The organism is Methylobacterium sp. J-077 (assembly GCF_022829365.1).
Classification (GTDB): domain Bacteria; phylum Pseudomonadota; class Alphaproteobacteria; order Rhizobiales; family Beijerinckiaceae; genus Methylobacterium.
Window position 1 is genome coordinate 101,799 of record NZ_JAKSYJ010000167.1, and the last position, 25,398, is coordinate 127,196.

The following is a 25,398-nucleotide window of genomic DNA, read 5'->3' on the forward strand; positions in this document are numbered from 1 at the left end:
GATCATGGCCGATTACAGCTCCCTCGATATCCGCCAGCGCTCCGCCTCCACGGAGACGCCGCCGGAGATCCGCCGCCAGGTGGAGGTCGCCAAGCTCATCGACGTGTCGAAATGCATCGGCTGCAAGGCCTGCCAGTCGGCCTGCGAGGAGTGGAACGACCTGCGCGACGACATCGGCATCAACCGCGGTGTCTACGACAACCCCCACGACCTCACCCCGAAGTCGTGGACCCTCATGCGGTTCACCGAGTACGAGAACCCGGAGACCCAGAACCTCGAATGGCTGATCCGCAAGGACGGCTGCATGCACTGCACCGAGCCGGGCTGCCTGAAAGCGTGCCCGTCCCCGGGGGCGATCGTGCAGTACTCCAACGGCATCGTCGACTTCATCGAGGAGAACTGCATCGGCTGCGGCTACTGCGTGAAGGGCTGCCCGTTCAACATCCCGCGCATCAGCCAGACCGACCACAAGGCGTACAAGTGCACCCTGTGCTCGGACCGGGTGGCGGTGGGTCAGGCTCCGGCCTGCGCCAAGGCCTGCCCGACCGGCTCGATCATGTTCGGCACCAAGCAGGCGATGATCGAGCAGGCCGAGACCCGTGTCGAGGACCTGAAGTCGCGCGGCTTCCAGCATGCCGGCCTCTACGACCCGGCCGGCGTCGGCGGCACGCACGTCATGTACGTGCTGCACCACGCCGACCAGCCGAGCCTCTATGCCGGCCTGCCGAACGACCCGAAGATCTCGCCGCTGGTGGCCTTCTGGAAGGGGGGCGCCAAGGTGTTCGGGCTCGCCGCGATGGGCTTCGCCGCGGTCGCGGGCTTCTTCCACTACGTGACGGCCGGCCCCAACGAGGTCGTGCCCGAGGAAGAGGAAGAGGCGGTCGAGTACGACGAGGCCAAGCGCCGCGAGACCGGCCGCGAGACCGGCGGCGGCGAGGCGCGTCCGCACTGACACGTCTTCCGGGCCGGCACAGCGGCCCGAGAGACGCGACAGACCTCCTCTCCCGTGCGGGAGAGGGTTGGGGTGAGGGACCCGGTCTTTCCGGAGAGGTCGCACCCCTCACCCTGTCCCTCTCCCACACGGGAGAGGGGACCCGTGGCCGGTCCTGCGATGGCGTAGATCCGACGGGCCGCCCGATCTAGAATTCCAGAGCCAGCCCTCGCCGCCGCTGCGGCGCAGGACCGGCATAACGTCAGGCGCGAGAAGGCCGATGACGATCCAGAGCGATATCCGGGACGGTGATTCCCGCCCCCTGCATCACGCCAAGGCCGAGACGCCGGAGGTGATGTACGTCCCGCGCTACACCGGGGTCCAGCGCGTGAACCACTGGATCACCGCGATCCTGTTCACCCTGCTGACCCTCTCGGGGCTGGCGATGTTCACGCCCTACCTGTTCTCGCTGACCGGCCTGTTCGGCGGCGGGCAGGCGACGCGGGCGATCCATCCGTGGTTCGGCGTCGCCCTGGCGGTGAGCTTCTTCTTCCTGTTCGTGCGGTTCTGGAAGCTCAACATCCCCAACAAGGACGACGTCGCGTGGTCGATGAAGATCGGCGACGTGGTCACCAACCGGGAGGACCGCCTGCCCGAGCTCGGCAAGTACAATGCCGGCCAGAAGGGCGTGTTCTGGGGCCAGACCGCGCTGATCGGGGTGATGTTCGTCACCGGCCTGGTGATCTGGAACACTTATTTCGGCGGTTTCACCTCCATCGAGACCCAGCGTTGGGCACTTCTCGCCCACTCGCTCGCGGCCGTGATCGCCATCGCGATCATCGTGGTCCACATCTATGCCGGCATCTGGGTGCGCGGCACCGGCCGGGCGATGGTCCGTGGCACGGTGACGGGCGGCTGGGCCTATCGGCATCACCGCAAGTGGTTCCGGCAGATCGCCGGCGCCAAGGCGCGCCGGGGCTCGGTGGACAAGCACGGATCCTGAGGCGTGGCCAATTTCTTCCGGCGCAAGCCCGCGGCTCCGGCCGAGGCGACACCTGCCGCAGCCGAGCCGAAACCCCGGCGGCGGGATTTCAGCGAGCTGAAGCCGGATCCCGATAAGATCGGGATCTCGGGCTCCGTCCCGTTCGTGCGCCTGCCGAGTCCCGAGACACTGTTCGCCGACCGGGCCGCGCGCCTGACGGCCGCCGCCCCCGGGCATCCGCTGGAAGCCTATCTCCGGTTCGTGGCCGAGGTCGCCCGGGCGCAGGCCTCGGTGCAGACGGCTGTCCCGCCCGCCGAGGCGCCGGACGCGGCCGACACGGCGCTCCGCGCCGAGCACGGCATGCCGCCCCTCTCGCGGCATCGGCTGGAGGCGGATGCGGGCTTCGACGGCTGCCTCACCGCGCTTCTGGAGCAGCTCGACCTGTCGGTGTCCCCGGAGGCGTCCCAGGCGGCGCGGGCGAGCCTGCTGGCCGCCTCCCCGGCGGACCGGCTCGATCTCGCCGTGCAGGTGGTCGAGGGCGCGCTGCCGATGGAGCGGATCGCCGAATGCGTGTTCGTGGCGGCAGCGCTGCAGGTCCGGTTCGCCCAGGATGCGGCACGCCTCGACGCGTCGGCCCTGAAGCCCGTGGCCGACGGCGTCTGCCCGTGCTGCGGCGGCGCGCCGGTGGCGAGCGTGGTGGTGAGCTGGACCCCGGCCGACAAGGCCCGGTACCTCAGTTGCTCGGTCTGCGGCACCCTGTGGAACCACGTCCGGATCCGCTGCACCGCCTGCGGCTCGGGCGAGGGCATCAGCTATTACGGGCTCGACGAGGTCTCCAAGGATGTCCAGGTCGAGACCTGCACGACCTGCCACAGCTACATCAAGCACCTGCACCAGCACCGGGCCCCGGCGCTCGACCCGGTGGCGGACGACATCACCTCCTACGGCCTCGACCTGAAGATCGCCGAGGACGGCTTTCGCCGTGCAGGGCTCAACCTGCTGTTCATCGTTTAAGGCCCGGATCCACAAGGTCCGGGACCTTGTGCGGGTGCAGGGCAGAGCCCTGCGAAGCCCCGCCTCTTCTCAGCGATACCCGTAGCGGCTCTTGGCGGAGGCCAGGAGGTGGAGCGCCTCGCCGGACTTGCCGGCGGCGCATTCCGCGGCGGCTTGGCTCAGATCGGCGTTGAAGCGGTCGCCCACCGGCTTGTTGAGGTTGCCGGTGGCCACGTCGCTGTCCACGATGGCCCTGGTGCGGGCGATCTCGGGACCGCAGCCGCTGCCTGTGGGTAGCGCCAGGGGCGCCGGAACGATCGGCGAGGGCTCGGAGACCTTGGGCGCGGAACGTTGCTGGCAGGCGCCCAGCGTCGCGGCGGCGAGAACGACGAGACTGAGGCGCATCGGGAGACGGGACGCGGGCACGGCGATCATCCTGTTGCGGCGCAGGGGCTGCGCCGCCGGGGTTTTGGGCCGAGCTTGGCAGTGGGTCAATCGCTTGGGCGGCACGCTCCCGTGCTGCGCTGACCACGATTGCGTTCCGGGTCGTCCGGAACTCGATGAGGCGTCCCATCCGGACCTGAGACACGCTTGCCCTCCCCCCGGCAGCGGGCGCGCGTCCCCTCGCCCGTGCGGGAGAGGGGGCGCGTCTAGCTCTGCATCGGCCTGCGCGCGCTCCTCGGCGCTCTACTTGGCCTTGTCCGACAGCGCCTTTAGGCCGGATTCGTAGATGCCCTGGATGGCGTCGACTGCGACGGTGTCTGGGGCGCCCTTGGCGTTGAAGGTGCCGCTCCAGGTGACCTTGGAGCCCGTGCCCTCGGGGGCGACCGCTAGGGTCGATTTGTAGTCGGAGACCGGCAGCGGGCCGTCCAGGATCGTGTAGGTGTAGCTCATCACCTTGTCGTCCCGGGAGACCTGCTCCTCCTTGAGGGTGCCGCCGCCCTTCAGGCTGAGCGTGCGGACCTTCAAGCCGTCCTTGTCGGACAGGACGCATTTCTCGATGGCCGGGTGCCAGTCGCCGATGCCGCAGAACTCGCCGATCGTCTGCCAGACCTTGGCCGGGGGCGCAGCGATGTCGGCCGAGCGTGTCACCTCCAGGGCATGGCCCGCCCCGGTGGAAGCCGCCAGCGCCAGGGCAGCGAGGGGCAGGGGCCGGCTGAAAGCGAAGGGCATCGGGGGTCTCCATCCATATCGATCGCGGCGGGCGCCGCGCAGGCTCTGGGGCCGCGCAGGAGCTAGGCCGCGAGGGCCGCCGGGGCAATGGGCTGGGCGGACGAGGCGGGTGGCCGCGCCCAGACGGCGCGGCGGGTCGTAGTGCTCTCAGCGCGTATCCCATACGCTTCTCTCATCCTGAGGTGCCGGGCGATCGAGGATCGCTCGGCCTCGAAGGAGAGCTCCAGGGATCGCGGAGGCATCTGGAGGGCTCCTTCGAGGGCGCCGCTCCGCGCCGCCGCCTCAGGATAAGGGCGTGGGGGAGCAGGACCGACCAGGCCGCTGCCTTACCACCCCTCCCCGACATCCCCTTCGACCGGATAGCCATAGCCCGGCACCGGCGCGTAGGCTGGGCGCACGGCGGTGCGGGCATAGGCCGGGCGCGTGCGGCGGCCCATCTGGTCGATGTCGGCGAGGCCGTCATCCGGCGCATAAGGATCTCGGCTCCGGGCGACGCGAAGGCTGCGCGGCGCGCGCTCGGCCACCCGAGCATCCGCGTCCTCGATCTGGACGCGGGTCCGGTTCATGCCCTGGGCCTTCACCAGGTTGAACAGGGTCGCAGCGTTGCGTACCGAGAGGCGCACGCAGCCATGGGAGGCCGCGCGGCCGAGGTTGCGGACGTGGTTGGTGCCGTGGATCGCGTGGCCCTGGTTGGTGAAGAACATCGCGAATGGCATGGGTGCGTCGTCCCACTCCTTCGAGAAGTGGGTGCGCTCCATCCGGAACGGCCGATAGGACCCGGACGGGGTGTCGTAGGCCTCGACCCCGGTGGAGACCGGCCAGGTATAGCGCGGCTGCCCGTCGACCGAGACCTCCATCCGCTGGCTGGATTTGTCGACGCTGATGAGCACATCCGCCCGCGCCGCCGGCGGTGCAGCGCCCCACAGGAGCAATCCGGACAGGACCGAGACCAGACCGATACGCATGCACGACCTCGATGAATGGGCGAAGACGGAGTTCAGATAGGCTAAGCTATTGGCAACGCCAAGGTTCCTGGGCGGAAGCCCGCGGATATGGGGTTCGACTGCGCAGGCGGATCGGTTCTGGCCGGCGCCGCGCGGGTCGGTTTCGGCACGGAAGATGCGCGCCGTTGACAGGTGCCCCAGGCCGGGCGCCTCCTGCCCATCCCTGACCCGGAGATCCCATGGCCCTCGACCCAGCCCTCGCCGCCGCGATCGAAGCCTCCGTGGCGGAGGGGTTTGCCGAGCAGGTCGCGCACACGCAGGCCCTGGTCCGGTTCGCCTCCCTGCGCGGCGCTGAGCATGCCTGCCAGGATTACGTGTTCGGGGCGTTCCGGGACCGGGGCTATGCCACCGAGCGCTTCGCCATGGACCGGGCCGCCATCGCGGCCCATCCGGGCGGCTCGAAGATCGACCAACGCCATTCGGACGCCCCGATCGTCGTCTGCCACCATCGCCCGCAGACCGAGACCGGGCGCTCGCTGATCCTGCAGGCCCATGTCGACGTGGTGCCGGTGGGGCCCCTCGACCTGTGGACGCATCCGCCCTTCGACCCGGTGATCGAGGGCGACTGGCTCTACGGCCGCGGCGGCGGCGACATGAAGGCCGGCCACGCCGCCAACCTGTTCGCCCTCGATGCGCTCGCCCGCCTCGGCCTCCAGCCCGCCGCCTCCGTCACGATCCAGTCGGTGGTCGAGGAGGAATCCACCGGCAACGGCGCGCTCGCCACCCATCTGCGCGGCTACCGGGCCGACGCCGTGCTGATCCCCGAGCCCGAGGACGAGAAGCTGGTGCGCGCCAATACCGGGGTGCTGTGGTTCACCGTCGAGGTGCGCGGCGTGCCGGTCCACGTGCGCGAGATGGGCGCCGGCGCCAACGCCATCGACGCCACCTACCGGGTGATCGGCGCCCTGCGTGCCCTCGAGGCGCGCTGGAACGCCGAGACGTCCGAGCACCGCCACTTCGAGGCCGAGGACCACCCGATCAACCTCAATATCGGCAAGATCGAGGGCGGCGACTGGGCCTCCTCGGTCCCGGCCTGGTGCCGGATCGAGTGCCGGGTGGCGCTCTATCCGGGCGTCCCGGCCGCCCGCGCCGCCGCCGAGATCGAGGCCGCGATCTCGGACTTCGCCCGCACCGATTCCTTCCTGGCCAACAACCCGCCGCATGTCGCCTTCAACGGGTTCTTCGCCGAGGGCTACGTGCTGGAAGAGGGCTCCGAGGCGGAAGCCGTCCTCGGCCGTGCCCATGCCCGGGCGACGGGGACACCGCTGCAGAGCTTCATGTCGCCGTGCTACCTGGATACGCGAGTCCATGCTCTCTACGACCGGGTGCCGGCCCTGTGCTACGGGCCGAGCGCCCAGAACATCCACGGCTTCGACGAGCGCGTGAGCCTCGCCTCGGTGAAGCGCTGCACCACCGCGATGGCGCTGTTCGTGGCCGAATGGTGCGGGACGGAACGGCGGGTGGGGTGAGGGTTTGGTTTTCGTAAAGGACGCAGGTCCCCTCTCCCGTGCGGGAGAGGGACAGGGTGAGGGATGCGACCTCTCCGGATAGACCCGGCCCCTCACCCCAACCCTCTCCCGCACGGGAGAGGGCGCGCGTCGCGGTTCGCACAAGCCGATGTGAGAACATCTCAGCCCGTGCGAAAGAGAGACCTACGCCTCGGCCGGTGACGGGTGCTTCCCCCGATCAAGGGATCAGCCGGTCCGCCCGGAGCCGGGTGAACAGGTCGTAGAACGCGTCGTCGGTGGGTTGATAGGCCGTGAAACCCAGCCGCCGGCTCTTGCTCATGTCGGTGACGACCTCGATCGGACGGCCGAGATCGGCATCGGTGTGCCAGGGCGAGGCCAGTTTCTGGAGATCCGGCTCGGCGAGGCCGTGGCGCTGCGCGATCTCGGCCCAGGCCGGACCGTCCTGCGCCATCCGCTCCTCCAGGGGGCGGACCGTGCCGTCGAACGGCACAGCCTCGATCCCGAACCACTCGGCGATCCGGCCCCACATCCAGCTCCAGCGGAAGACGTCGCCGTCGACGACGTTGAACGCCTCGTTGGCGGCCTTCGGTTCGGTGGAGGCCCAGAGCAGCTGACGGGCGAGCAGCCTGGCGTCGGTCATGTCTGTGAGGCCGTTCCACTGCACCGCCGAGCCCGGGAAGGTGAAGGGGCGCTTCAGCTCACGGCAGAGGGTGGCGTAGCAGGCCAGGGTCGTGCCCATGTTCATGGCGTTGCCGACCGCCTTGCCGATGATCGTGTGCGGGCGATGCACGCTCCAAGTGAAGCCGTCGCGGGCGCTCGCCGCGAAGACGGCATCCTCCTGGGCGTAATAGAAATTCTCGATGTCGAGCCGGCCCTGGTCCTCGCGGAACGGCGTCTGCGGCAGGGTGCCCTTCCCATAGGCCTCGAACGGGCCGAGATAGTGCTTCAGCCCGGTCACCAAGGCGACGTGGCGGACGCTCTTCTGCGGCCGCAGGGCATCGAGCAGGTTCTCGATCATGGCCCGGTTGACCCGGATCATCTCGGCCTCGGTCGGGCGCCGCTGCCAGGTCGCCAGGAACACGTGGCTCGGGGCGAGGCCGGCGAGCGCCTTCTCGAGGGAGGCCGGATCCTGCAGGTCGGCCACCACCGGCTCGACCCCGGCCATCTCCATCGGCTTGCGGGCGAGCCCCGCGACCCGCCAGCCTTCCTCGACGAGCAGCGCCGCGGTGGCGCTCCCGACGATCCCGCTGGCGCCGACGATCAGGGCGGTGTTCGACATGCACATCCTCTCGACCCGGCTCACATCCCGGTTGAGCGGCAGATGCGGCCGGCACCGACAGGCTTCAAGGCCGCACGGCGCCGCCCTCCCCCGCGCCGAGGGTACTTGATGAGACGTGGGCCCCTCTCGTCGCAAGCCTCTGATGTTCACGCATCAGCTCGTGCAGGCCGCGACGTGCCCCCTCTCCCGCACGGGAGAGGGGGCCTGCGCTTTATGCGGTCGAGGATGGGTAAACCCTGGCCGCCGCAGACGGAAAGCGAGCGGCGCGGCCGGAGTGGCGGTGAGAGGGGCGAGAGTGGATGTGCTCATCCTGCGCCGCCCCCTCACCCTCGGCTGCCGCCTCGCTCCGGCGACGACGAGGTCGCTGGAGCCCTCTCCCCGCGCGGGGAGAGGGGGGATCCCTGCCCGCGCAGGCCGGCGCTGAAGCGCAAGGTGCTTGTACGGCGATCTAGAGCCCGCCAGCCCCCGCTCCTCACGCCACCCGGTCGATCGCCGCCCCCAGCATTTCGACGATCTCGCCGATCTGGCCGCGCTCCAGGATCAGCGGCGGCGACAGGGCGATGATGTCGCCGGTGACCCGGGTAAGCAGCCCGCGCGCGAAGCAATCCACGAACAGGTCGTAGGCGCGCTTGCCCGGCGCGTCGGGCCGCGGCGCCAGCTCGATGCCGGCGATCAGCCCGATGGTGCGGATGTCGATGACGTTCTTGCGCCCGCGCAGGTCGTGCATCGCCGCCGCCCAGTCGTCGGCGAGCGAAGCGGCGCGGGTGAGCAGCCCCTCCTCCCGGTAGATGTCCAGCGTGGCGAGGCCGGCCGCACAGGCCACCGGATGGCCGGAATAGGTGTAGCCGTGGAACAGCTCGATCCCGTCCGGGCCGTTCATCAGCGCGTCGTGCACCGCCCGGCTCGCGAACACCGCGCCCATCGGCACCGTGCCGTTGGTCAGGCCCTTGGCGCTGGTGACGAGGTCCGGCACCACGCCAAAGTAATCGGTCGCGAACGGGCTGCCGAGGCGGCCAAATCCCGAAATAACCTCGTCGAAGATCAGCAGGATGCCGTGCTTCGTGCAGATTTCGCGCAGCCGCTCGAGATAGCCCTTCGGCGGGATCAGCACGCCGGTGGAACCGGCCACCGGCTCGACGATGCAGGCCGCGATGGTCTCGGCCCCGTGGAGCGCCACCAGCCGCTCCAGGTCGTCGGCGAGCTCCACCCCGTGCTCGGGCTGGCCCTTCACGAAGGCGTTGCGCGCCGGGTCGTGGGTGTGGCGCAGGTGGTCGGTGCCGTTGAGCTGCGGGAAGACCCGGCGGTTCGACACGATGCCGCCCACCGACAGGCCGCCGAAGCCGACGCCGTGATAGCCGCGCTCCCGGCCGATCAGCCGGGTCCGGGTCCCCTGCCCGATCGCCCGCTGGTAGGCGAGCGCGATCTTGAGGGCGGTGTCGACCGATTCCGATCCGGAATTGGTGAAGAACACCCGGTCGAGGCGCTGGTCCGGGCCGCCCGGGGCGATCTCGGCGAGGCGCTCGGCGAACTCGAAGGCGATGGGGTGGCCCATCTGGAAGGTGGGGGCGAAATCGAGGGTGGCGAGCTGGCGCTCCACCGCCGCCGCGATCCCCCGGCGCCCGTGCCCGGCATTGACGCACCAGAGACCGGCGGTGCCGTCCAGCACCGTGCGGCCGTCATCGGCCGTGTAGTGCATGCCCTGCGCGGCCACGAGCATGCGCGGCGCCGCCTTGAACTGGCGGTTGGCGGTGAACGGCATCCAGAAGGCGTCGAGGGACGGCGTGTTGCGCAAGGGATGATCGGTCATGGAGGGCGCTCCGGGGCGGCGATCGGTCCAGGGGACACCCTGGCGGATCGGGCAACAAGTCCTTTTCTGATGGCCGCCAAGCCCTTGCAGAATCGGGGCCGCGGGCGCCACCGTTGCGGGATCCTCAACACCTGAAACGGGGTTCTTGGCGGATGAGCATCGATGTCGGCGAGCGCCTGCGCTTCGTGCGCGCCCGCCACGGCCTGTCGCAGCGGGCCCTGGCCAAGCGCGCCGGGGTGACGAACTCGGCGATCTCACTGATCGAGGCGAATCGGGTGAACCCTTCGGTGGGCGCCCTGAAGCGGATCCTCGACGGGGTGCCGATCGGCATGGCGGAGTTCTTCGCGCTCGAACCGGAGCCGGAGCGCAAGGCGTTCTTCGCCGCGAACGAACTCACCGAGATCGGCCGCAGGGCGACCAAGGGGGCGATCTCGTTCCTGCAGGTCGGCGACAGCCTGTTCGGGCGCAAGCTGCAGATCCTGAAGGAGCGCTACGAGCCCGGCGCCGATACCGGCCGGGTGCCGCTCTCCCACGAGGGCGAGGAAGGCGGCATCGTGCTCTCCGGGCGCCTGGAGGTCACGGTCGGCGAGGAGCGGCGCATCCTCGGCCCCGGCGACGCCTACAGCTTCGACAGCCGCCGCCCGCACCGCTTCCGCTGCGTCGGCCCCAACCCGTGCGAGCTGGTGAGCGCCTGCACCCCGCCGAGCTTTTAGAGCCCCGGGCTCTCGGGGCTGCGCGCCCCGAACCCCCGCCACAGGGCCGAGCCCGTTGGGAACCCGGTCTTCGCGTACATTCGCTTAAAGGCCGTAGATCGGGCTAACGCCGGCTTCAGAAGCGGTTCGCTACGAGGGGCGCATGAACTCTCTCGCCGCCACCGCCACCCAAACGCTGGCCACGTCCCGGAACCAGACGATCGGCATCGCGGCGGCGCGCCAGCAGATCGCGTCCGAGAAAGCCGTCGCCGGGCTCGTGGCGGAGGGGGCGCAGAGCAGCGCCGCCGCCAATCCGCCGGCGCCGGCCGGCCAGGGCCAGCGCGTCGACCGGCGCGCCTAAAGAAACTTACCCGAAGCCGTAGAGCCGGCGCGGGTTGTCGACGAAGAGCCGGCGGCGCCGGTCCTGGTCCGGCACCCACTCGGCCATCAGGTCGAGGAGGTCGGCCAGCCGCGGCGGCCCGTCCCAGGCGGCGACATGCGGCCAGTCCGAGCCCCAGAGGCAGCGCTCGGGGGCGGCGTCGTTGAGGGCGCGGGCGAAGGGAATCGTGTCGGCATAGGGCGGCCCGGCGTCCGAATCCCGGAAGGCGCCGGAAAGCTTGACCCAGTTGCCGTCGCGCACGAGGCCGAGCAGCGCCTGGAAACCCGGATGCGCGATCCCGGCCGAGGCCGGCATGTGGCCCATATGGTCGAACACCAGCGGCACCGGCAGCCGCGACAGGCGGCCCGCGATGGGCGGCAGGTCGCGGGCGTCGAGCAGGAACTGCAGGTGCCAGCCCATCTCCCGGGCGAGCGCGCCGTAGCGCTCCACCGCATCGAGCCCGATCCCGCCGCCGAACAGCACGTTGAGACGCAGGCCCACCACCCCGGCCTCCTTCAGGGCGGCGAGCTCCGCATCCGCCAAGCCCAGCGGGATCACCGCGATGCCGCGCAGGCGCTGCCGGTTGGCAAGGAGCGTCTCCACCATCAGCCGGTTGTCGGTGCCGTGGACGCTGACCTGGACCAGCACGCCGTTGGCCATGCCGGTCGCATCGAGCATCGCAAGATACCGGTCGGCGGAGGCGGCCGGGGGCGTGTAGCTCCGGTCGGCCACCAGCGGATAGGCCGGCGGCAGGCCGATCACGTGGGCATGGGTGTCGACCGCGCCCTCCGGCACCCGGTAGCGGGTCGGCCCGCTCGGATGCGGATGAGGCGCGGGACAGTCTCGGATCTCGACCATGATCAGCTATCCGCGTGCAGGACCCGGCCACGGGTCTCGGGCAACGCGAAGGCCGCCAGGAAGAAGATCCCGTAGGCGATCGCCGCGAAGATCGCGATGGCCGAGGCGAGACCGGCGCGCTCGGCGAGGTAGCCGACCAGCGCCGGGAACAGGGCGCCGACGCCCCGGCCGAAATTGTAGCAGAACCCCTGCCCCGAGCCGCGCAGGCGGGTCGGGTAGAGTTCGGTCAGGAAGGCGCCCATCCCGGAGAAGTAACCCGAGGCGAAGAACCCGAGCGGGAAGCCCAGCACCCAGAGCACGCCGTTCGACAGCGGGATCTGCGTGTAGGCGACGATCACCGCGATGGCGCCGAGCGAGAAGATCAGGAACAGCGGCCGCCGCCCGAGCCGGTCGGCGAGCCAGGCGCCCACGAGGTAGCCGGTGAACGAGCCGACGATCAGCGCCGAGAGGTAGCCGGTGGACGACACCACCGAGAGGTGGCGCTCGGTGGTGAGGAAGCGCGGCACCCACGTGGTGATCGCGTAATAGCCGCCCTGGCAGCCCGCCGCCGCCAGCGAGGCGAGCAGGGTGGTCTTGAGGATCGGACCGGAGAAGATCTCCCAGATCTTCGGCCGGTCGCCGGTGGCGATGGCCCGGGCGCGGGTCTCGGCGGCGACCTGCGGCTCCTGGACGTAGCGGCGCAGGTAGAACACCAGGAGGGCCGGCAGCGCGCCGATCGCGAACATCCAGCGCCAGGCGATCTCGGGGGGCAGCAGCGAGAAGGTCACCGCCTGTGCCAGCACCGCCATGCCCCAGCCGATCGCCCAGCCGGACTGGACCGAGCCGACCGCCCGGCCGCGATACTCGGCCCGGATGGTCTCGCCGATCAGCACCGCGCCGGCCGCCCATTCGCCGCCGAAACCGAGGCCCAGGATCGCCCGGGCGACGAGCAACTGGTCGAAATTCTGCACGAAGGCGCAGAGCAGCGAGAACACCGAGAACCACAGGATGGTGATCTGGAGGGTGCGCACCCGGCCGATCCGGTCGGCGACGAATCCGGCGAGCCAGCCGCCCAGCGCCGAGGCCAGCAGCGTCACCGTGGCGGCGAGCCCGGCCGTCCCGGAATCGACGTGCCACAGGGCCATGATCGTCCCGATCACCAACGGGTAGATCATGAAGTCCATGCCGTCGAGGCACCAGCCGGCGGCGCACGCCCAGAAGGTGTGCCGCTCCGGCGGGGTCATGGACCGGTAGAAGGCCGTGAGGCTGGCGTCGCGGATTTCCACCGCCGCCACGCCCGTATTTACCGCCCCAGCTTCCGTACGCATGACACGCTCCCACCCACGGGTACCAGTATCGGCACCCATGGCTGAGCTTTGCAACCGTTGGGAGGTACTACGCAAGGAAAAGGCCGCCGGAAGGCGGCCTCTCCAGTTCGGTCAGCGCCGGTCGATGCCGCTCAGTAGCAGCGCTCGACCAGGACCCGGCGGTAGCCGTAGGGCGTCCAGCGGGTCCGCGGGACCGTGTAGCAGCCGCCGCCGTAGCCGTAATCGCCGCCATAGCCGTAGCCGACCGGGGCGTAGCCGCCGCCATAACCGTAACCATAGCCCGGATAGCCGTAGCCACCGTAACCGCCATAGAGGCCGCCCGCCGCTAGGCCGAGCCCGACACCGAGACCCAGGCCGCCGAGACCGTAGCCGTAGCCGCCGCGATAGCCGTAGCCGCGGCCGTAGAAGCCGCGTCCGTAGCCGCCCCGGAAGCCGGCGCCGCGGAACCCGCCGCCGAAGCCACCACCGCGGAAGCCGCCGAATCCACCACCGTGGAAGCCGCCGCCGCCGAAGCCGCGCGCATCGGCACCGGCCGGCATGAGCACCAGGGCACCCGCCGCCAGCAGGGCCGAGCCGAGCACTGCACCCTTCATCATGTATCTCCGTCGATCCATTACCGCCCTCGTGAGCCAGAAACGCCCGAGTACGGAAAACAGTTCAGTCGCCCCCCGCGGCGCGGCGCCGCTGACCCGGAGCGCAAGCTTGGCGCCATGTCGGGGCCCGAAAGTGCGGTTTCGGACACGAAAATCGCCGTTTTCCAACGCAAAAGCCGCTGCGCCCGCCCACGTCTTCGTGTGGGGTATCACGGAACCATCCATGACGAAGCGCTCGGTTCACGCCCTGTTGATCGCGCTCCTGGCGCTCACCGCCCTCGCCCGCGGGGCCGTGGCGGCGCCGGCCGCCCCCGATCTCTGCCGCGCCGTCCAGGCGCAGGGCGAGAGCTTCACGGTCTGCACCGTCGACCTGCGGCGGCAGCGGCTGCGGCTGTTCTGGCTCCAGGAGGACGGCCGGCCCTACGGCGCGCTGGGCAATCTGGCCGAGAAACAGGGCGGGCGCCTCGGCTTCGCGATGAATGCCGGCATGTACGACAAGGACCAGGCGCCGGTGGGCCTCTACGTCGAGGACGGACGCGAGATGAAGCATGTCTCGACCGCGGACGGCCCGGGCAACTTCCACCTCAAGCCCAACGGCGTGTTCTGGGTGAAAGGCGAGCGGGCCGGCGTCAGCGACACCGGCCACTATCTCCGGGCGAAGATCCGGCCGGACTTCGCCACGCAATCCGGCCCGATGCTGGTGATCGACGGTCAGATCCACCCAAAGATCTCGGCCGACGGTCCGAGCCAGAAGATCCGGAACGGCGTCGGCGTGCAGGAGGACGGCCACTTGGCGGTGTTCGCCATCTCCGAGCGCCCGGTGACCTTCGGGGCTTTCGCCCGGCTGTTCCGGGACGACCTCGGCTGCCGCAACGCCCTGTTCCTCGACGGCACGGTGTCGAGCCTCTACGCGCCGAATCTCGGCCGCTCCGATATCAGCCGACCGCTTGGGCCGCTGGTCGGGGCGATGGCGCGCTGAAGGCACGCCGTCGGCATCTTACGTCACGGCGTCTTCGATCCTGGCTTTCAACGCGGAACCGGCACGCTGCCTTGGACGGCCAGACAACGATCGGCGTCCGGTCTGAGGCTGTCGGGTCGATTGCCTGCCGGTCTGAACCCTCCTTTAGCGCTTGGAAGCACGCCTGGCCCCCGATATACTCAGACAAAACAACGGGGGGAGTCATGAGTCGATTGAGGCTTGTCGGAAGCGTCGTGGCGATGGTGATCGCAACGAGCTCGGTGGGTGCGCAAGTACCGCAGACAATCTTGTACGGCGCGGCCTATTACGACGAGTACACCCCTGTCGATCGGGTCGACGAAGACGCCAAAATGATGAAGGCGGCGGGCATTACCGTCGTCCGAATTGCCGAATCCACTTGGGGGACATTGGAGCCTCGGCCAAGCGTATTCGATTTCAGCCATATCGACCGGACTCTCGCGGCGATGAACCGTGAAGGTATCAAGGTGATCGTCGGCACGCCGACCTATGCCGTGCCGACATGGTTGGCGCGTCAGCACCCCGACATCCTGCTGCAGCCGGGCGCCTACGGTCCGCGCCAGAACATGGACATCACCAATCCCGAATACCGCGCAGCGGCCGAGCGCATCATCGTTGCCCTGATCGACCACGTGAAGGACGATCCTGCGGTCATCGGCTATCAGGTCGACAACGAGACCAAGGCGTTCGGAACCAGCGGCCCCAACGTCCAGGCCGCATTCGTTGCAGCCATGAAGAAGAAGTGGTCGAGCCTCGATGATCTCAACAAGGCTTGGGGGCTCGACTACTGGAGCAATCGGATCAACCGCTGGGACGATTTCCCGTCGGTCAACGCGTCGATCAACGCCAGTATGACGAATGCCTTCCAGGCCTTCCAGCGGGGGCTTGTGACGGATTTCCTGGCTTGGCAGGCGAATCTGGTCCGTCAGCATGCCCGCCCCGGCCAATTCGTCACCCAGAACTTCGACCTCGACTGGCGCGGCTATTCCTACGGCATCCAGCCCGAGGTCGACCATTGGGAGGCCGCCAAGGCCCTCGATGTGGCCGGCATCGACATCTACCACCCGAGCCAGGAGAAGCTGACCGGTACTGAGATCGCTTTCGGCGGCGACTTGGCCCGCTCGATGCGTGGCGGTCAGAGTTATCTCCTGATCGAGACACAGGCGCAGGGGTTCCCGGAATGGACGCCCTTTCCCGGCCAGCTTCGCCTGCAGGCCTTCAGCCATCTCGCTTCGGGTGCGAAGATGGTCGGATACTGGCATTGGGCCACAACCACGAACTCATTCGAGACCTACTGGCGCGGGCTACTGACGCAGGACTACAAGCCTAACCCGGTCTACGACGAGGCGAAGACGATTGGCGCCGACCTCAAGCGGCTCGGGCCGAAGCTTGCCGACATGAAGAAGAAGAATCGCGTTGCCCTCTATGTCAGCAACGCCGCGCTGAGTGCTTTCGATTCGTTCAAGATCAACACGCACGCCTTCAAAGGCAATGCCGATCGGCAGCCCGTGACCTACAATGAGGTTGTGCGCGGATTCTATGACGCGCTTTACCGGCAGAATATTGAGGTGGATCTGATTTCTCCAGCCTCCACTGTGCCGTTCGATCAATACAAGCTGATCGTGGTGCCGGCGCTCTACGCGGCAAGCGATGCCGAGATCGCCAAGCTCAATGATTGTGCCAAGGCAGGCGCCCACGTGCTTTACAGCTTCAAAAGCGGCTTCTCCGACGAGAACACAAAGGTGCGCTTTACGGGGCAACCAGGCGGGATCGCGCAGGCGGCGGGGGTGACCTATGAGCTATTCACGGTTCCCGAGGGCGTTTCCCTCGTCGGCGACCCGTTCGGCGTTGGCGCAGCCGACAACAAGGCCCGCTGGTGGATGGAAATGTTGACTCCGACCACCGCGACGGTGGTGGCGCGCTATCAGAGCCCGTCCTGGCCCGCAGCCGCCGCGGTGACGCGCAACAGCTGGGGCGCGGGCGAGGTGAGCTATGTCGGCTTCATGCCGACCGATGCCCTGGCGGAGAAAATCCTGGGGGATGCGGCGAAACGTGCCGGGATCGAGGTTCCCTCGGTGCGCTGGCCGATCATCGTTCGCGGTGGCACGCTGACGAACGGGCATCCGGTTCGCTACGTACTGAACTACTCCGCGGCTGCACAGGCTACACCCGCGATGGTGAACGGCACCGAGCTCCTCAGCGGTCAGGCGGTCAAGCGCGGCGAGCCGATCGGCCTGCCGGCTTGGGGCGTCGCGATCATCGAAGGCGATTCCGCGACACCTTGATCGCCTCGTTCCCGGCTTCGGAGCCGATCGTGATCTGATTGCGCGATCGGCTCTAGCGCTGCCCGAACGCCGTGTCCTTGAACAGGTCCTTGTACTCCCGCGGCTGCGAGCGCCAGTACTGCTTGGGTGCCCGCACCCGGGCGCCGAGCTCGGCCGCCGCGTGCCAGGGCCAGCGGGGATCGTACAGCATGGCCCGGGCGAGCGAGATCGCGTCGGCCTTGCCCTCGGCCAGGATCGCCTCGGCCTGCTGCGCCTCGGTGATCAGGCCGACCGCGATCGTGGTCAGCCCGGTCTCGGCCTTGATCCGCTCGGCATAGGGCACCTGGTAGCCGGGCCCGAGCTTGATCGCCTGCTTGGGCGAGACGCCGCCGGTCGAGACGTGGAGCGCGGGCGAGCCGGCCCGCTTGAGCGCCTGGGCGAGCGCCACGGTCTCGTCGAGATCCCAGCCGTCCTCGACCCAGTCGGTGGCCGAGACCCGCAGCCAGACCGGGCTGCCCGCCGGCACGACGTCGCGCACGGCGTCGTAGACTTCCAGCGGGAAGCGCATCCGGTTCTCGAGACTGCCGCCATAGGCATCGGTGCGCTTGTTGGCGATCGGCGACAGGAACTGGTGCAGCAGGTAGCCGTGGGCGCCGTGCAACTCGACGGCCTCGATCCCGAGGCGCACGGCCCGCTTCGCGGTGGCGACGAACTGGTCGCGGACGCGCTTCAGGTCGGCGGCGTCGAGGGCGTGGGGCGGGACCTCGGCCTCGCCGTGCGGGACCGCCGAGGGCGCCTCCGTGCGCCAGCCATAGGCCTGCTCGGGCGGGATCTGCTGGCCGCCGTCCCAGGGCGCCTGGCTCGACGCCTTGCGGCCGGCATGGGCGATCTGGATGCAGATCGGGATCGGGGCGTAGTCGCGCACGGCCTCCAGCACCCGGCCCAGCGCGCGCTCGCACCCGTCCGAGTACAGGCCGAGATCCCAGGCGGTGATCCGGGCCTCCGGCGAGACCGCGGTCGCCTCCAGGGTCAGCAGGCCGGCCCCGGACATCGCCAACTGGCCGAGATGCATCATGTGCCAGTCGGTGGCCTCGCCGTCCCGCGCCGAATACTGGCACATCGGCGCGATCAGGATGCGGTTCTCGAGGGTCAGGGCATCCAGGGTGAGCGGTTCGAACAGGCGGGCGGTCATGGACGGCTCGATCATGGGCGGCTCCGGTGCGGACCGGACCTATGTGGCGCACGGGCGCGGCCTGGGCCAGCGCCGGCATGTGCGGTAGCCCACCCGCCGCGCGGCAGCGGCATAGCCCCGCGGGAACCGACCGCCCGTTCGTTAACTTTTGGCAGGACGACGGCCCGGCGCCGCCGATGCGAACCGCCTGAGGGGGCGAGATCGCGCGAGGTCCTCCCCATGTTGCTCCCGAACCGTTCCACCCGTCTCGCCGCCCTGGCCGCGGCCCCGCTCGCCCTGGCGGCGTTCCTGGCCGTCCCGGCCGAGGCCCAGCCGGCCGCGTTCGGCGGCCCGAAAATCCTGATCCACGGCAATTACTGCGGCCCGGGCAACAACGCCCCGCTGCCGCCGATCGACGCCCTCGACGCGGCCTGCGCCCGCCACGATGCCTGCACGCCGGCGGGTGGCCTGCCGTCCCAGGCCTGCAACCTGCGCCTCCAGCGGGACGCGGCCCTGGTCTCGCGCGACCCGCGCCAGCCCGACGATCTGCGAGCCCTGGCCGGGCTTGTCGCGGCGAGCGCGACGCTGATCCCGGCCGAGCCTGGCCCGCAGCGGCTGCCCGCCTCGGTCACCACCGGCACGATGCCGGGCGCCTACGCGCCGAGCCTGTCGCAGCCGGACCCAGGGGCCGGTCTGTCTGACGAGGAGCCGGACGACGAGTGAGGCTGAGCCCGGGGGCAGCCCCGGCGATGGCTGACACGCCGCGTCCTGTAAGGCTCGATGCTCTCTCCCATGCGTGAGCGGGCTGGGGTGAGGGACCAGGTTTCTTCGGAAAACGCGCATCCCTCACCCTGTCCCTCTCCCGCACGGGAGAGGGGACCCGCGCCACCATCCGGCGATGGGGAATGCGCGCGCTCCCGAGCGTCGCGTCACGCTCTGCTGGCACCCGCCTTCCGTGCGTGCGCGAGGAAGAACCGGACCATCTCGCGGCTCGCATCCGGGCCGCTCGGCTCGGTGAACGATCCGTCCGGGCTGCCGCCCGACCAGGCATGCCCGGCCCCGTGCAGGACCCAGTATTCGAGCTGGGTCTGGCCGGCCGCATCGTTGCGGACGGTCCTCGTATAGGCGACGCCCCCCGGGCTCGTGCCGCGCTCGACCGTTTCGGCGAGGCCCGTGACGGCCATGGCCTGGGCGACCACTTGGTCGCCGTTGGCCGGGTGCACGGTGCGGTCGACGTCGCCGTGGAACACGATGGTCGGGACCGCCTGCCGGTTGCGCCCCGGCGCGCTTCCCTGCCCCTTCATGGCGGCGAACGCCGAGGGTACGTCCCGGGCGGAGCCGCAGGCGAGGCCCGAATGGACGCCCACCGCCGCGAACAAGTCGGGATAGGTCGAAGCCAGGATCGCGGCCGCGGCGCCCCCGGCCGAGAGACCGGCGGCGTAGACCCGGTCCGGATCGGCGGAGAATTCTTCGAGCACCGCCCGGGCGATGCCGGCGAGCAGGGCCGGCTCGCCGCCGTCGCGGGCCTGGTCGCCGGCGGCGTACCAGTTCCAGCAGCGCTGCATGTTGGCGGACTGGGGCTGCTCCGGATAGGCGACCAGGAAGGTCTGCGCCTCGGCGAGCCGGTTCATCCGCGTGCCGGCGGCGAAGTCGTCCGGGTTCTGGGTGCAGCCGTGCAGCATCAGGAGAACCGGCAGGGCCTGGCCCGTGTAGCCGCTCGGTACGAACACTTTGTAGCGGCGGCTGCCCGCGGCGGCGGTGAAGATCCGGTCCTCGAACCGGGCGCCCTCCGGCACGGTGGCGGTAGGCTTGCCCGGCTGGACGAACCCCCCCGCGAAGCCGTCGAGGGTAATGCCGCCTTTGGCGAGGCCGTCGCGCACGGTGCGCATCACCGCCGAAGCGATGTCGGCGCCGCCGGGGGCGGCGTGCCCCGGGGCTGCGGCCGGGTCCGGCGCGGTCCAGGCGCCATCGGGGCCCTGAGGCGCCTCCATGTCGATGATGCCGCTGCCCCCGTCCGGCGCGGCCGCATGGTCCCGCGCCTCGGCCCAGCGGGCGAAGGCGTCGGCCTGGCGGCGCTGGAACCGGCCCATGGCGGCCGTCATCCGGGCGGCCCGGGCGGCGCGCTGGCCCTCGGCCTCGGCCGAGCCGGAGGCGCCGAAGCCGCCGAGCTTCATCTTCGAGAGGTCGAAGTTCAGGAAGTCCATCTTGGGAAAGTGTTTCATCGGGCCGTTCCTTGCGGGTGGGGTTCGGACACGGCCGGCTGCTGCGCCTGCCTGTGCGGTCGGGGTGTTGGGGTGGGTTCAGGCGATCCGGTCGGCCAGGGCGGCCTTGACCGCGGGGCTCGCCTGGAACGCCCCCAGGACCTCCACGGAGGCGATCGCGGCGCGCGCCAGCTCTGGGGTGACATCCAGCGCCACGGTGGCGAGGCCGAGGACCTGGATATGCAGGGGCACGCCGGCGTCGCGGGCGGCCTCGAGGGCGGCGCGGGAATAGTGCGAGACGCCCAGGCGCAGCTGGCGCCGGGCCACGGACTGGCGCACCGCCTCCTCTTGCCGGTCGAGCTGGTTGCGCACCGCGGTGCGGATGAAGTCGGCCCGGTTGGCGTAGAACCCGTCGCGGACCATCAGGTCGACCCGACCGAGATCGACGAAGCCGAGATTGATCGTGATCTTCTCGCTGTCCGGCACCTTGGGCCGGAGTTCCTGCACCGTGTCGTCCATCGCTGCGCCCTCCTTAGACCATCCGGTTGGATGGTCTAGAGATGGTAATCGGCTGTGGCGGCGCAAGGGCGGTGGCAGCGAACCTCGAAACCATCGTGGTTTCAAAAGGTCCGGGACCTTTTGCGGGTCCAGGGCGGAGCCCTGGTGTCGGGCTGCGCCCGAGATCGGGGCTGCGCGCCCCGAACCCCGCCAAAGGGCTTCGAGCCGTTTGGAAACCCGTGTTCCCCGCGCTCAGTCCGCGCCGATCCCCCGCCCCTTCAGGCTGGCGTCGATCTCGTCGAGCACTGCGGCGTCGTCGATGGTCGCCGGCATGGTCCAGGGCTCGTGGTCGGCGATGCGCTTCATGGTGGCGCGCAGGATCTTGCCGGAGCGGGTCTTCGGCAGCCGTGGCACGGTCAGCGCCAGCTTGAACGCCGCCACCGGGCCGATCTCGTCGCGCACCTTGGCGACAAGCTCGCGCTCGATATCCGCGGGGACGCGGTCGACCCGGGCCTTGAGCACCACGAAGCCGCAGGGCACCTCGCCCTTGAGCGCGTCGCGGATGCCGATGACGGCGCATTCGGCGACGTCCGGGTGTCCGGCCAGCACCGCCTCCATGCCGCCGGTGGACAGGCGATGGCCCGCGACGTTGATGATGTCGTCGGTCCGCCCCAGCACGGTGATGTAGCCGTCGGCGTCGATCACCCCGGCATCCGAGGTGTCGTAGTAGCCTGGGAAGGTGGCGAGGTAGCTCGACCGCATCCGCGCGTCCGAGCCCCACAGGGTCGGCAGGCAGCCGGGCGGCAGGGGCAGGCGGATCGCGATGGTGCCCATCGTGCCGGGCGGGACCGGCTTGCCGCCCTCGTCCAGGACCTCGACCCGGTAGCCCGGCATCGGCACGCAGGTGCTGCCGTGCTTCACCGGCAGGAGGCCGAGGCCCAGCGGATTGCCGGCGATCGGCCAGCCGGTCTCGGTCTGCCACCAATGGTCGATCACCGGCCGGCCCAGCACCCGCTCGGCCCAGGCGACCGAATCCGGATCCGCCCGCTCCCCGGCCAGGAACAGGCTGCGAAAGGAAGAGAGGTCGTAATCGGCGATCAGCGACCCGGCCGGATCCTCCTTCTTGATCGCGCGCAGCGCCGTCGGCGCCGTGAACAGGCAGACGACGCCGTGCTCGGCGACCACCCGCCAGAACGCCCCGGCATCGGGCGTGCCCACCGGCTTGCCCTCGTACAGGACGGTCGTGCAGCCGTGCAGCAGCGGTGCGTAGACGATGTAGGAATGGCCGACCACCCAGCCGATGTCGGAGGCGCAGAAATAGGTCTCGCCGGGCTGGACGCCGTAGAGGTTCGGCATCGACCAGGCGAGCGCCACCAGGTAGCCGCCGGTATCCCGGACCACGCCCTTCGGCTTGCCGGTCGTGCCGGAGGTGTAGAGGACGTAGAGCGGGTCGGTGGCGGCCATCGGCACGCAGGCGGCGCGCCTGCCCGCCGCTTCGGCGGCCGCGACGGCGTCGGTCCAGTCGTGGTCGCGCCCCGCGACCAGGCTCGCGGCACAGTGCGGCCGCTGCAGGATCAGGCAGGCCTCCGGCTTGTGCCGGGACGTGGAGATCGCGAGGTCGAGCAGCGGCTTGTAGGCGACCACCCGGTTCGGCTCGATTCCGCAGGAGGCGGCCAGCACCACCTTCGGGGCCGCATCCTCGATCCGCACCGCCAGTTCGTTGGCCGCGAAGCCGCCGAACACCACCGAGTGCACGGCCCCGAGCCGGGCGCAGGCCAGCATGCCGAACAGGGCCTCGGGCACCATCGGCATGTACAGGATCACCCGGTCGCCCTTGCCGACGCCGAGATCGGCCAGCACCGCGGCGAGCGCCGCCACCGCGTCGCGCAACTCCCGGTAGCTGATGCTGCGCTTCGTCCCGGTAACGGGGGAATCGTACAGGATCGCCGCCTGCTCGGCCCGGGCCCCATCGGCGTGGCGGTCCACCGCGTTGTGGCAGGCGTTCAGCGTCCCGTCCGGGAACCAGCGGCCGTAGGGGCCGGATTCCGGCGCGAAGATGCGCTCGGGCGCCCGCGACCAGTCGAGGGCCCGGGCTGCCTCGCGCCAGAACGCCTCCGGGTCGCGGCGTGCCGCGTCGTAGATCTCGGGATAGCGGCCCGGCAGGCTGGCGGTGGTCATCGGCGCGGCGTGTCCTCGGAGCCGCTCTCCGGCGGCATCCTGGGGAGCGTAGCTGATTCTAGTCTTTTGCGCGCGGGTGGTTGCTTTGGGGGGAGGATGACGCGCGTATGGATTGAGACTTAGTTCGCCGGGAGAATCAGCTTCTCCCAAACAACCCCCTCATCCTTCATCTGAGGCCCACGCAAAAAAGCCGCCGCACCGGGCGGACCGATGCGGCGGCTCTCATCTTGGATTTCTATCCGTGGGACAGTCAGGCGCGGCTCAGTGCAACGTATCGTTGCCGGCTTGCAGCCTGTTGATCTCGTCCTTGAGGAGAAGTTTTCGTCGCTTCAGTTCGGCAATGTGGAGGTCGTTCGCAGAAGGCCTGTGGATCGCCTCGTGAATCTCACGCTCGAGGGCTTCGTGCTTCCGGGCGAGCTGGCTCAAATGCGTCTGCAGCGACATGAGTCGAATCTCCTGTCATTGTTCCGACACATGGAGACTGGCACAGGATGCCGCACCTGTCGAAGCCTTTTCTCCGGCCAAGCCTGACGAATGCTTGCCGGGCCGGCTTGTCCCGCGGCGGGGTGTAACGCATGCTCTTCGACACGGAACGGTCTTCGATCCCGCGGGTGATGATGGCGGACGAGTCGAACGAAAACGTGCAGCCGGCGGATCTCGAAGCCGAGCTGAATCGGCTGCGCGAGGAACATCGGGGGCTCGACGGCGCCATCGAAGCGCTGGAGCGCAGCGTCGCCGGGGATCAGCTCCAGATCCAGCGCCTGAAGAAGCGCAAGCTGACCCTGCGCGACCGGATCTACCACATCGAGGACGCGCTCACCCCGGATATCATCGCCTGATGCCGGTGGACGGGCCGGCGCGGCGCCTTGCCGCCGGCCCGCCCCGCCTGTAAGCGCCCTCTTTTGCCGGGACAAACGATGGCGTCGCCTCCGGTCGCGATCATCATGGGCAGTCAGTCCGACTGGGCGACCATGCGGCACGCCGCCGAGACGCTCGACGCCCTTGGCGTGCCGTACGACGCCCGGATCGTGTCGGCCCACCGCACCCCAGACCGGCTCGTGGCCTTCGCCAAGGGTGCCGTCGCGGCCGGGTTCAAGGTCGTGATCGCCGGCGCTGGCGGCGCAGCGCACCTGCCCGGCATGGCCGCCGCGATGACCCGCCTGCCGGTCTTCGGCGTGCCGGTGGAATCCAAGGCCCTGTCGGGCCAGGACAGCCTGCTGTCGATCGTCCAGATGCCGGCCGGGATCCCGGTGGGGACCCTGGCGATCGGCCGGGCCGGGGCGGTCAATGCCGCGTTGCTCGCCGCCGCGGTGCTGGCGCTCGCCGACCCGAGCCTGGCGGAACGCCTGGAGGCCTGGCGCGCGGCCCAGACCGCGTCGGTGGCCGAACGGCCGGAGACGGAACCGCTTTCGTGACGGACACAGCTTTGAAGCCCGGCTCCACCCTCGGCATCGTCGGCGGCGGACAGCTCGGGCGCATGATCGCGCTCGCGGCGGCCCATTACGGGCTGAAGGTGCATGTCTACGCGCCCGATCGGGACAGCCCCGCCTTCGACGTCTGCGCCCTGACCACCTGCGCGGCCTACGACGATCCGCAAGCGCTGGCCGCCTTCGCGCGGAGCGTCGACGCGGTGACCTACGAGTTCGAGAACATCCCCCGCGCCACCGCCGACATCCTGGCCCAGTACGCGCCCCTGCACCCGAACGCCGAGGCGCTCTCCACCACGCAGGATCGCCTGACGGAAAAAGAATTCATCAACCGGCTCGGCATCCCGACCGCGCCGTTCCAGGCGGTCGACACGCCCGACGACCTCGACCGGGCGATCGCGGCGCTCGGCCTGCCGGCCGTGCTCAAGACCCGCCGGTTCGGCTACGACGGCAAGGGCCAGCGCATCCTCCGCGAGCGCGCCGAGGGCGACCGCAACGCCCTGTTCGCCGAGTTCGGCGGCGCGCCGCTGATCCTGGAGGGCTTCGTGCCGTTCGAGCGCGAGGTCTCGGTGGTGGCCGCCCGCGGCCGCGACGGCGGCTTCGCGGCCTTCGACCTGTGCGAGAACGAGCACCGCGACCACATCCTGGCGCTGACCCGGGTGCCGGCCCCCGGCCTCACGCCCGAGACCGCCCGTGCCGCCCTCGCCATCGCCCGGCGGATCGCCGACGCGCTGGATTATGTCGGCGTGCTGGCCGTCGAGATGTTTCTGGTGCGCGAGGACGGGGTGGAGCGCCTCGTGGTCAACGAGATCGCGCCGCGGGTGCACAATTCCGGGCACTGGACCATCGAGGGGGCGACGACCTCGCAATTCGCGCAGCATGTCCGGGCGGTGTGCGGCTGGCCGCTCGGCGATTCGGCCCGGGTCGGCGGGCTGCCGGTGGAGATGCGCAACCTGATCGGCGCCCAGGCGGACGACTGGTCCGCCCTGCTGGCCGAGCCCGGCGCCCACCTGCACCTCTACGGCAAGGGCGAGGCCCGGCCCGGCCGCAAGATGGGCCACGTCACCCGGCTGGGATCCGGTCCGACCCCCTGATCGGGCCCGGTTCTGCGGCTTCGGGAACACACCGGCCCGGCCGCGCGCCTGCCGGACGCCGCCTCCGGACGCCTGCACGCCGTCGAGCCATACCTTCGCCA

General features: G+C 70.0%; 25 protein-coding genes. 12 read left to right on the forward strand and 13 right to left on the reverse strand.

The genetic code is table 11. The annotated features are described in order from the left end of the window. Nucleotides 1-4: 4 nt before the first annotated feature. The 3 genes from fdxH (at nt 5) to fdhE (ending at nt 2,927) form a co-directional block, all read left to right on the forward strand. Nucleotides 5-952: a formate dehydrogenase subunit beta gene (fdxH, locus tag MKL11_RS21220; protein WP_243947055.1), complete on the forward strand. Its 948-nt coding sequence runs from the start codon at nt 5-7 to the stop codon at nt 950-952. 259 nt (nt 953-1,211) lie between these two features. Continuing rightward, nucleotides 1,212-1,934 (forward strand): formate dehydrogenase subunit gamma, encoded by a 723-nt coding sequence (locus MKL11_RS21225; RefSeq protein ID WP_243947056.1) that lies wholly within the window; start codon nt 1,212-1,214, stop codon nt 1,932-1,934. 3 nt (nt 1,935-1,937) lie between these two features. Then, nucleotides 1,938-2,927, forward strand: a complete 990-nt coding sequence (gene fdhE, locus MKL11_RS21230) for a formate dehydrogenase accessory protein FdhE (RefSeq protein WP_243947057.1) — start codon at nt 1,938-1,940, stop codon at nt 2,925-2,927. A gap of 69 nt (nt 2,928-2,996) precedes the next feature. Here fdhE and MKL11_RS21235 read toward each other — a convergent pair whose 3' ends face one another. From MKL11_RS21235 to MKL11_RS21245, 3 genes are all read right to left on the reverse strand, one after another. After that, nucleotides 2,997-3,341: a hypothetical protein gene (locus MKL11_RS21235; protein WP_243947058.1), complete on the reverse strand. Its 345-nt coding sequence runs from the start codon at nt 3,339-3,341 to the stop codon at nt 2,997-2,999. 252 nt (nt 3,342-3,593) lie between these two features. Further along, a complete protein-coding gene (locus MKL11_RS21240; protein WP_243947059.1) occupies nt 3,594-4,079 on the reverse strand; it encodes an SRPBCC family protein in 486 nt (161 codons plus the stop codon). A 326-nt stretch (nt 4,080-4,405) separates the two neighbouring features. Further along, on the reverse strand, nt 4,406-5,044 hold the full coding sequence (locus MKL11_RS21245; RefSeq protein ID WP_243947061.1) for a L,D-transpeptidase: 639 nt from the start codon (nt 5,042-5,044) through the stop codon (nt 4,406-4,408). Between the two features lie 218 nt (nt 5,045-5,262). Here MKL11_RS21245 and MKL11_RS21250 point away from each other — a divergent pair, with 218 nt between their 5' ends. Continuing rightward, nucleotides 5,263-6,552, forward strand: a complete 1,290-nt coding sequence (locus MKL11_RS21250) for an ArgE/DapE family deacylase (protein ID WP_243947063.1) — start codon at nt 5,263-5,265, stop codon at nt 6,550-6,552. 217 nt (nt 6,553-6,769) lie between these two features. Here the strand turns inward: MKL11_RS21250 and MKL11_RS21255 are convergent, their stop codons facing one another. Both MKL11_RS21255 and MKL11_RS21260 read right to left on the reverse strand, forming a co-directional pair. Further along, nucleotides 6,770-7,831 (reverse strand): SDR family oxidoreductase, encoded by a 1,062-nt coding sequence (locus MKL11_RS21255; protein WP_243947065.1) that lies wholly within the window; start codon nt 7,829-7,831, stop codon nt 6,770-6,772. 472 nt (nt 7,832-8,303) lie between these two features. Then, complete coding sequence (locus MKL11_RS21260) at nt 8,304-9,638, reverse strand: aspartate aminotransferase family protein (RefSeq protein ID WP_243947067.1); 1,335 nt, start codon at nt 9,636-9,638, stop codon at nt 8,304-8,306. A 152-nt stretch (nt 9,639-9,790) separates the two neighbouring features. Here MKL11_RS21260 and MKL11_RS21265 point away from each other — a divergent pair, with 152 nt between their 5' ends. Further along, entirely contained in the window at nt 9,791-10,351 is a 561-nt protein-coding gene (locus tag MKL11_RS21265) for a cupin domain-containing protein (RefSeq protein ID WP_243947069.1), read from the forward strand. Between the two features lie 142 nt (nt 10,352-10,493). Continuing rightward, complete coding sequence (locus MKL11_RS21270; RefSeq protein WP_243947071.1) at nt 10,494-10,691, forward strand: hypothetical protein; 198 nt, start codon at nt 10,494-10,496, stop codon at nt 10,689-10,691. A gap of 6 nt (nt 10,692-10,697) precedes the next feature. Here MKL11_RS21270 and MKL11_RS21275 read toward each other — a convergent pair whose 3' ends face one another. From MKL11_RS21275 to MKL11_RS21285, 3 genes are all read right to left on the reverse strand, one after another. Next, the gene (locus MKL11_RS21275) at nt 10,698-11,567 is read right to left on the reverse strand and encodes an amidohydrolase family protein (RefSeq protein WP_243947073.1); all 870 of its coding nucleotides are present in this window, start codon (nt 11,565-11,567) and stop codon (nt 10,698-10,700) included. A 2-nt stretch (nt 11,568-11,569) separates the two neighbouring features. Further along, nucleotides 11,570-12,874: an MFS transporter gene (locus tag MKL11_RS21280; RefSeq protein ID WP_243947076.1), complete on the reverse strand. Its 1,305-nt coding sequence runs from the start codon at nt 12,872-12,874 to the stop codon at nt 11,570-11,572. Between the two features lie 131 nt (nt 12,875-13,005). Beyond that, nucleotides 13,006-13,467 carry a hypothetical protein gene (locus MKL11_RS21285; protein WP_243947106.1) on the reverse strand — a complete coding sequence of 154 codons (462 nt, stop codon included), beginning with the start codon at nt 13,465-13,467 and terminating at the stop codon, nt 13,006-13,008. 223 nt (nt 13,468-13,690) lie between these two features. Here MKL11_RS21285 and MKL11_RS21290 point away from each other — a divergent pair, with 223 nt between their 5' ends. Together MKL11_RS21290 and MKL11_RS21295 are read left to right on the forward strand one after the other, a co-directional pair. Next, nucleotides 13,691-14,446, forward strand: coding sequence for a phosphodiester glycosidase family protein (locus MKL11_RS21290; protein ID WP_243947077.1), 756 nt, complete (start codon nt 13,691-13,693; stop codon nt 14,444-14,446). 239 nt (nt 14,447-14,685) lie between these two features. Next, nucleotides 14,686-16,749 carry a beta-galactosidase gene (locus MKL11_RS21295; protein ID WP_243947108.1) on the forward strand — a complete coding sequence of 688 codons (2,064 nt, stop codon included), beginning with the start codon at nt 14,686-14,688 and terminating at the stop codon, nt 16,747-16,749. A 52-nt stretch (nt 16,750-16,801) separates the two neighbouring features. Here MKL11_RS21295 and MKL11_RS21300 read toward each other — a convergent pair whose 3' ends face one another. Continuing rightward, nucleotides 16,802-17,920 carry an NADH:flavin oxidoreductase/NADH oxidase gene (locus tag MKL11_RS21300; protein WP_243947110.1) on the reverse strand — a complete coding sequence of 373 codons (1,119 nt, stop codon included), beginning with the start codon at nt 17,918-17,920 and terminating at the stop codon, nt 16,802-16,804. Nucleotides 17,921-18,139: 219 nt separating this feature from the next. Here MKL11_RS21300 and MKL11_RS21305 point away from each other — a divergent pair, with 219 nt between their 5' ends. Next, nucleotides 18,140-18,622: a hypothetical protein gene (locus tag MKL11_RS21305; protein ID WP_243947079.1), complete on the forward strand. Its 483-nt coding sequence runs from the start codon at nt 18,140-18,142 to the stop codon at nt 18,620-18,622. A gap of 206 nt (nt 18,623-18,828) precedes the next feature. On the opposite strand, the gene MKL11_RS21310 is transcribed toward MKL11_RS21305, so the two are convergent. The 4 genes from MKL11_RS21310 to MKL11_RS21325 all read right to left on the reverse strand — a co-directional run bounded on the left by MKL11_RS21310 (nt 18,829) and on the right by MKL11_RS21325 (nt 23,220). After that, complete coding sequence (locus MKL11_RS21310) at nt 18,829-20,073, reverse strand: alpha/beta hydrolase family esterase (protein ID WP_409565890.1); 1,245 nt, start codon at nt 20,071-20,073, stop codon at nt 18,829-18,831. Between the two features lie 126 nt (nt 20,074-20,199). Then, complete coding sequence (locus tag MKL11_RS21315) at nt 20,200-20,619, reverse strand: CopG family transcriptional regulator (protein ID WP_243947083.1); 420 nt, start codon at nt 20,617-20,619, stop codon at nt 20,200-20,202. A 231-nt stretch (nt 20,620-20,850) separates the two neighbouring features. Continuing rightward, nucleotides 20,851-22,776: a propionyl-CoA synthetase gene (locus tag MKL11_RS21320; protein ID WP_243947085.1), complete on the reverse strand. Its 1,926-nt coding sequence runs from the start codon at nt 22,774-22,776 to the stop codon at nt 20,851-20,853. 261 nt (nt 22,777-23,037) lie between these two features. Further along, nucleotides 23,038-23,220 carry a YdcH family protein gene (locus MKL11_RS21325; protein WP_243947087.1) on the reverse strand — a complete coding sequence of 61 codons (183 nt, stop codon included), beginning with the start codon at nt 23,218-23,220 and terminating at the stop codon, nt 23,038-23,040. 170 nt (nt 23,221-23,390) lie between these two features. Here MKL11_RS21325 and MKL11_RS21330 point away from each other — a divergent pair, with 170 nt between their 5' ends. From MKL11_RS21330 to MKL11_RS21340, 3 genes are all read left to right on the forward strand, one after another. Beyond that, nucleotides 23,391-23,615 (forward strand): YdcH family protein, encoded by a 225-nt coding sequence (locus MKL11_RS21330; RefSeq protein ID WP_243947112.1) that lies wholly within the window; start codon nt 23,391-23,393, stop codon nt 23,613-23,615. Nucleotides 23,616-23,693: 78 nt separating this feature from the next. Further along, nucleotides 23,694-24,191 (forward strand): 5-(carboxyamino)imidazole ribonucleotide mutase, encoded by a 498-nt coding sequence (purE, locus tag MKL11_RS21335; protein WP_243947088.1) that lies wholly within the window; start codon nt 23,694-23,696, stop codon nt 24,189-24,191. After that, complete coding sequence (locus tag MKL11_RS21340) at nt 24,188-25,297, forward strand: 5-(carboxyamino)imidazole ribonucleotide synthase (RefSeq protein WP_243947090.1); 1,110 nt, start codon at nt 24,188-24,190, stop codon at nt 25,295-25,297. The genes purE and MKL11_RS21340 overlap by 4 nt, the downstream gene beginning before the upstream one ends. The last annotated feature ends 101 nt before the right edge of the window (nt 25,298-25,398 follow it).